The organism is Flavobacterium sp., from assembly GCF_035760125.1.
Classification (GTDB): domain Bacteria; phylum Bacteroidota; class Bacteroidia; order Flavobacteriales; family Flavobacteriaceae; genus Flavobacterium.
In genome coordinates this window covers 1-7416 of record NZ_DASTTN010000020.1, presented here as the reverse complement: position 1 = coordinate 7416, position 7416 = coordinate 1, and the positions used below count along the sequence as shown (strand labels likewise).

General features: G+C 33.6%; 7 protein-coding genes. 5 read left to right on the top strand and 2 right to left on the bottom strand.

Features of this window, described 5'->3' with window-relative positions; translation table 11 throughout:
- The first annotated feature begins 177 nt into the window (after nucleotides 1-177).
- The 3 genes from VFS71_RS00825 to VFS71_RS00815 are packed head-to-tail and all read left to right on the top strand — an operon-like array spanning nucleotide 178 to nucleotide 971.
- Complete coding sequence (locus VFS71_RS00825; protein WP_326398782.1) at nucleotides 178-573, top strand: DUF5675 family protein; 396 nt, start codon at nucleotides 178-180, stop codon at nucleotides 571-573.
- Nucleotides 574-631: 58 nt separating this feature from the next.
- Nucleotides 632-808, top strand: coding sequence for a hypothetical protein (locus VFS71_RS00820; RefSeq protein ID WP_414655974.1), 177 nt, complete (start codon nucleotides 632-634; stop codon nucleotides 806-808).
- Nucleotides 795-971, top strand: a complete 177-nt coding sequence (locus VFS71_RS00815; protein WP_326398781.1) for a hypothetical protein — start codon at nucleotides 795-797, stop codon at nucleotides 969-971. Before VFS71_RS00820 ends, VFS71_RS00815 begins: the two co-directional genes overlap by 14 nt.
- An 879-nt stretch (nucleotides 972-1850) precedes the next feature.
- Here the strand turns inward: VFS71_RS00815 and VFS71_RS00810 are convergent.
- Nucleotides 1851-2549, bottom strand: a complete 699-nt coding sequence (locus tag VFS71_RS00810; protein ID WP_326398780.1) for a DUF1826 domain-containing protein — start codon at nucleotides 2547-2549, stop codon at nucleotides 1851-1853.
- 628 nt (nucleotides 2550-3177) lie between these two features.
- Between VFS71_RS00810 and VFS71_RS00805 the strand changes: the two genes are divergently transcribed.
- Nucleotides 3178-3810 carry a response regulator transcription factor gene (locus tag VFS71_RS00805; RefSeq protein ID WP_326398779.1) on the top strand — a complete coding sequence of 211 codons (633 nt, stop codon included), beginning with the start codon at nucleotides 3178-3180 and terminating at the stop codon, nucleotides 3808-3810.
- Here VFS71_RS00805 and VFS71_RS00800 read toward each other — a convergent pair whose 3' ends face one another.
- Nucleotides 3811-5286 (bottom strand): HAMP domain-containing sensor histidine kinase, encoded by a 1476-nt coding sequence (locus tag VFS71_RS00800; protein ID WP_326398778.1) that lies wholly within the window; start codon nucleotides 5284-5286, stop codon nucleotides 3811-3813. It lies immediately after the preceding gene.
- Nucleotides 5287-5660: 374 nt separating this feature from the next.
- Between VFS71_RS00800 and VFS71_RS00795 the strand changes: the two genes are divergently transcribed.
- Nucleotides 5661-7416: hypothetical protein (locus VFS71_RS00795; protein ID WP_326398777.1), on the top strand; the 1756-nt coding region annotated here is incomplete at its 3' end.

The window sequence follows — 7416 nt, the reverse complement described above, 5'->3', positions numbered from 1 at the left end:
GGGGACAGCACCCCAACGGCGGCGATTAATCATGTGAATACCGTGACGGCCAATAGTGCCAAGCCTTTATATCTTGCTGTGGGAGTTGAATTCTATCAAGGAGTCAATGGTAAAATGTATCCATTGAAAAATGGTTCTTATAATCCGTTGGCATTGGTTCAAGTAAGCGGACTGTAAATGATCCTGACCTTGTCAAGAACTTATTTCCCTGATGGAACCAATGGAAAACTTGAGTGTAACGGAAAATTGATCTGTTATACCATTGAACTGCCCTGGGCATCCAATGAAAAAAGGATTTCGTGTATTCCTGAGGGGGAATATTTTATCAGTAAGCGATACAGTAAAAAATTTCGATGGCATATTGAAGTAGTTGACGTGGAAAACAGAAGTTTTATTTTGTTCCATCCCGCCAATAATGCTCTAAGAGAATTGAATGGCTGTATTGCTCCCGTAACGAAACTTTCGGGTTCCGGTTTGGGGCTTGAATCTCGACAAGCTTTTATCAAATTGAAAAGCTTAGTTTATAAAAGTGTGGAGAGAGAGGAAACCGTTTTATTAATTGTTAAATCTTAAAATTCTAATTATGAATATTGTAAAAAGAGCGAAAGCTCCCCTTCCGAAATTTTTTAGAGTGCTGCGAAATATCGGATTGGCATTAGCAACTGTTGGTGGAACTGTTTTGACCGCACCAATTGCCTTACCACTGGTGGTTAGTTCTATTGGTGGGTATTTGGCTGTTGCAGGCGGTGTATTATCTGCGGTTAGTCAGCTTACGAGCCTAAACGATGATTTCAATGCAGTCCAGTAATCCTGCGTTAATTGGTACTGCTGGCGGTACTTTTTTGAGCGTGTTACCGAATTTACATTCGGAGGATGTCTCAAAAACTGTTTTATTGGCTGCGATTGGAGCTATAGTCAGTTTTGGATTGTCAATGGTGCTTAAATTTATCGTTAAGAAGTACAGGAAGTAGTTTTAGTTGAGTCGTTTTGACTTAGTGCAATGTTAGAGAAGCCCAAACCGAAAGGAATGGGCTTTTTTTGTGATTGTTGGGTTATTGGAATTTATACTTATGAAGATATTTTTACTTTTTTCCTTGATGAAAAAAGTAACAAAAAAATCAAGTCTACAATATTTTTGCGCAAAAAATCATCGGACGGATTTTTTCTATCGTGTCCCCAGCCGCTTCGCTAGGGGGGCACTCCCAACGGCCAACGCGCAAATCCTTACCGTGATTTTTAGTGCAAAAATATAAGGGCGGGGAAGAGGACGTTTATATAAGTTTATTGTTTACTCTCTGCGCCAATGCGCAAATCCTTACCGTGATTTTTGGTTTGGCAACTATAAGGGGAAAGACTATCAAGGTTTGAGGGGGATCTTGTTTCGTTTGTAGGTTGGTTACGAGTTTTTATTTATGAAGTGCATTTTACTTTTTTCCTTGATGAAAAAAGTAACAAAAAAATCAAGCCTACAATATTTTTGCGCAAAAAATCATCGGACGGATTTCCCTATCGTGCCCCCAGCCGCTTCGCTAGGGTGGCACTCCCAAGGGCCAACGCGCAAATCCTTACTGTGATTTTTAGCGCAAAAATATAAGGGCGGGGAAGAGGACGTTTATATAAGTTTATTGTTTACTCCCTGAGCCAATGCACAAATCCTTACCGTGATTTTTGGTTTGGCAACTATAAGGGCGGGGAAGAGGACGTTTTATATAAGTTTATTGTTTACTCCCTGCGCCAATGCGCAAATCCTTACCGTGATTTTTGGTTTGGTAATTATAAGGGGAAAAGACGATCACGAATTACTGCGTCAGTTCACTTCGTTCGTGTGCAATTCCGCGCCATCGGTTTTTTTAGCAAATCAGCAACAAACGATATTCTTCTTCATTTTCTATTGGTGCTCTGTGAATGCAAGGCAGCACCTGTTGTTTTGGATGATCCACCGCCAGGCGCCAAAGATTTCCTAATCCTAAATTAATAGGCACTGCATGAGGTTGCGCCTGATAATGCAAATCAAAGCAATTTTCCTTCAAAAAGTTTTCAAATTCCTCCGATGGGCCGTTATGTAGCTCTTTAAGTTTTTTTCGAATTTCAGGAATTAGAATTTTTTGCTCCGCTTGTTCATTAGAAATAATGTCACTTGCTATGCCGTGATAGGTACATAAAAAAGTATCCGTTGCAATGGGCGAACGATCAACATGATACGAATACACATCAGTGGATATGAATTCAAATTCATCATCTCGTTCGTAACATTTAAGTAAATTAAGAGAGGGGGAAGCTCCGAAATCGGCTAATAATCGTAAATCATTTAAGATAATTTCTCTTGCTGCAATCCCCTTTTCCGATAGTTGGAGTGCCAATAGATCTTTAGGATAAACTTCCGTTATATTATCTTTTATCTGCAGTTTATCTACAATCTCTTTAAAATCGCCTTCCAAATTTCGGTACCAGCATAGGGCATTCATTTCTCCCTTAAAATCCTTATTTACAAGTTCAGAAAAAGTGGATACCATTCCAATTTGGTTGCTGTCAGAAAATGTATTGCTCATAGTACGATATCAAGAAGCTAGTTATACCGATTGTATATTCAATATAGTCTCCCGATTGCTCAATCGGGATACTATTTTCATATTATACCGTTTGTTATTTCAAAATAGTCCAATAAAAATTGGACCAAATGAAATATACAACGGCATTATACCAAAAACTTTGGACTAATTACATAATCCAAATGGTATTACATCAGTATTATACCAGAATATTTTGGACTAAAAAATAAATGTAATTTGTATTATTTAATGCATTACAAATTATGCAATTTCTCGCCATCGGGCTAATTTTTCAGGACAAGACAATATATTTGTTACTAATTTGGGCTATTTAATTAAAATTGGAAGAGGTGGGCAGTTTGGCCTTTTTTTTACTTGAGGTAGCTTTTACTTTTTTTTAAGGTTAGGCTTGAGTAATAGTATTTTTTTTGTAATAAAAATTGTAAAAATTATTGTTGTATTGTTAAAATTTGACTATATTGGTATTTCATAAATTTCATTTTAATATAAAGATCCAAGAATTTTGTTTTACTACAGAGTCTTAAAACGACTGCATCTTTTTTTTAAAAATTAAACGATTATTATGGTTTAATATAGATTTTGGTAGTTTTTAATTTAGTTTTTATATATGATTAAAAAAATACTTATTGTTGATGATCATTTTATTGTACGATCCGGAATGTCACTTTTATTGGAAAATGAAATTGATGACGTTCAAATTTTTGGGGCTAATGATTTTCAGGAAGCGCTTTCAGAATGTGGCGAGGTTAGTTTTGATTTAGTGATATTGGACATTAATTTGCCTGGGGGTAAAAAATGTTATATGGTTGATGATTTGCGAGAGCTGCAAAAGGATGTAAAAATATTAATTTTTTCTGCTCATGAGGAGGATATTTATGCTTTTCGTTATATCCAAGCTGGAGCTAACGGATATTTGAATAAGTTGAGTGATAGTGATACGATCGTTAAAGCTGTAAAAACAGTATTGGAAGGAGGAAAATATATTTCCACTGATATTTTGGATAAATTCATTGCATTTTCTCAGCACAAGAGAGAAAGTAATAATCCATTGGAAGATCTTACCCATCGCGAATTTGAAATTGCAGAACTTCTTGCAAAAGGATTTGGGAATCTTGAGGTTGCCAATGAATTGGATATAAAAATGACGACAGTAAGCACCCACAAATTAAATATTTTTAAAAAAGCGCACATAACCAATATTATAGAATTATCTGAATTGTTTAAAAAATTCAAAGGTTGACTAGTTTAAATCTGTTATTATTTCAATTTTAGAACCTTTACCATCTTCACTATAAAATTTTAAGTCGCCGTGGAGTATATGAATTAATTCGACGATCATATGTATCCCGATTCCACTGTTTCTTAACATTAATTTCTCAGTAGATTGTTGATTGCTCAATTGGTTGTAATATATTAAATCCTCTTCTTTAAATCCTTTGCCTGTGTCTTCCACAACGAGATATAGTTTTTTATTTTTAATATGGCTGTATATTTTAATTACTCCATCTTCTGTGTTTTTTATGGCATTGTCAAGAATATTGTGCAGGATAACAGATAAAATGTCCTTGTTTATTTTTGTGGAGACATTATTATTGATTTCGTTTATTAAAATATTATTGGAAGCCTCGGCAATTTCATGAAATAAATTACATTTTGTTTGCACTAGTTCTTTTAGAAAATAGCCTGAATTTTCTGAAGAGTTACCTTCAAAGAAAATTTTGGAATACGTTAGTAGGCTATCAATAAAATTGAATAATTGAAGGGTAGAAGAATAAACAGATTTTGTTATTTTTTTAAACTTTTCATCATCATAGCTTTTAGATTCTTCATAGATATATTTATTGGTCATTGCCAAATATTTCAGAGGACTTTTTATATCGTGACTTATGGTTCCTATTAATTTTTTGTGTTGAACTATTTCTGTAGATAATTCTATTTTAGTTTTTTCTAAGGCCTTTATAATGTCGTGTAATTGTTCTTTTTTATTCTTAATATCTTTTTCTGAAGCTATTATTTTTTTTAAAGTAATTGAATAGTAAATACTTACGCTACTAATTATTATTAAAATAAAAAATATATTTATAACTATTAGATTGTCTTTAATTTCTCTGGTACCATCGACAACAATATTTGAGAATCTATCTGCTGCAGCACCTAGTCTTTCACATATTAAACTGATTTCTGATGAAAGTTTATGTTTTGTTTGTAGATCTAATTTTTGGGTTTTAATTTTTTCGTGAACTTCAATACCCATTTCATGAAGTTGATTTACTGATTCATCAGCATTTGTCCATTCTGCAATTGCTTTTTTAAGAAACGGTACCGAATTAAAATTCTTAAAAACCCAGATTAAATCATCTAAATCTCCCTCTTTATTTCTCCCCGCCCTAAATCCTATTTTTGTGATGCTGTCATTTAAGTTTTGGGTTAAAGCAATTCTTGCAAATTGGTCTCCCAAGGGGACTCTCAATTCTTCGTTAAACGATTCCCAACTTTTATTGTTTTCTGTGTATAAATAGGTGATCAAATGACGTGATGCCTTGTTTTGTCCTTTGGAGTAATGTGATTCCCCATTTATATATGCTCTTGATGCCGATAAAATTCTAATCGTGATGTAGTTTATGACGATTAATGAGGTACATGAAAAAAACAGTATTATATAGAGGAGGATTATATTATGGTTTTTTGATTTTGGCGTGTTCTTAATTTCGGTCATAATCTTTCATAATTATTTGGTATTGTAATTTAAGAAATTTAGTTAATGTTTTTAATTTTTTTAATAATAAGAATTAACTGTAGCTATGTTTAATTATTAATCTTACAAAAAACTAGTACTAATCAAATTTCTGTGTAGTATTAATTCTATATAACAATCGGTTTTTGTTTGTGGGAATTTTTTATATGCTCTTTTATAATGCGATAAATTTACTGAAGTATAAGTTCTTTGAGTTACTATCCAGCGATGTACATAAAATTAAACATGTGATAAATGTTTAATTAAATGTCTTTTTTATTCTATATCAATTTGATATTAAATATTAAAGAAGTTATTAATCTAGTCTTGTTTAAAAAAGTTTAATCCTTTATTCTATGAGAAAAAATTACCCAAATCTTTCGATTAATCAATTAGATCAATCCATTGCATTAGATATATTGATTAAAGGAATGTTCAGAAGAATATTGTTTTTTTTGATATTTTATGCGTATTCTACAACAACTATTTCAGCTCAATGCAATACGGAAACTCCACTTCCTTTTATTGATAGTGCTTTTGGAAATTTGACAGCAACAGGCAGTCTTGGTGGCGTGTGTTTGCTGTGTTCAGCTTCAAATGCATCTAGATTGATAGATTCTGATTTAAACAATTTTGCTACTGCTGCTGTTACTATTGGTGTTGCAGGATCTGCAAATTATAGAGTTACAGATTCTGATACTGACTATACAGCCGGTACTTATGCAGGCTATAGAATTGATGCCGGCGGAATATTGAATGTAAATTTACTGGGCTCGATTACAATCAGGACTTATTTGAATGGTACTTTAAGAGAAACATCTACAGGTTCTTCGCTTTTGGGTGTGGGATTACTTAACGGCTCCGGTAATAATTATGTTGTAGGTTTTAATACGACAAAAAGTTTTGATGCTATTGAAATTTCCATTGGAAGTTTAGTTGGTTTGTTGAATACTGTCGATGTTTATTATCCAGTAATCAGAAATTATTGCGCAGGCCCAGTTTTGAGCTGCAATACAGCATCTCCAATGAATCTTCCGACTTATCCTGTCAGTTTAGAGCCTTCTCACACAGGTGTTTCAGGTGTAACAGTAGGGAATATTTATGATGCTAAAAATGTGATTAGTTCCAGCACAACAGATTATGCTACAATAGCTTTGAATGTTGGTGTTGTAAGTTCAGGAAGTATTTCGGTAAAAGACCAACTTACGGATTACCCAGTTGGTACTTATGCCGGTTTCGAAATAGAAAATTCCAATTTATTAAGTGTTTCAGCATTAGCAAACATATATATAACAACTTATTTAAATGGAGCACCTCAAGACCAATTCTTTGGAAATAATTTAGTTGTAAATGGTTCATTATTAAATACCTCTGGCCGACATAAAGTTGGTTTTGTCTCTACTAAATCATTTGATGAAGTTCAGATTTCGATACAACAAACAATAGGATTGAATTTGGGGTCAACAAAAGTGTATGGTGCTGTTTTCGAAAATTTCTGTGCAGGACCAAATTTGGTTTGTAACACACAAACCGGTATGGTCGCACCAACTTATCCAGTTTATATTAATGGTGTAAATACTGGCATTGATGGTGTAGCTTGTGTGGCCTGTTCTGTAAATAATGCAGATAATTTGATAGATCAAAATGCATCTAATTATGCTCAGATTAATTTAACAGTAGGTGCTGTAGCCTCTGGAAGTATTTCGGTAAAGGATCAAATAACAGATTACCCTATAGGTTCTTTTGTTGGTTTCACTTTAGAGAATCCTTCATTATTGAATGTAAATGCCTTAGATGCCATTACGATAACTACTTATCTTAATGGATCGCCTCAGGAAATTAAATTTGGGAATTCTGCATTGGCGACTGCTGGTTCCAATCTTTTGGTGGGAAGCAGTTTACATACTATTGGTTTTATTGCAACTAAAGCGTTCGATGAAGCTCGTATTACGATTGTCAATACTGTAGCCGTAAATTTGGGTGTTGTAAATGTGTATAATGCTGTTTTTCAAAAATTGTGTCCAGTAACTTTAGAATGTAACAAGACTTATGCATTAACAAATCCAACTTTCCCTGTCATCATTGATAGCGGTAAAACAGGTGTTGATGGTG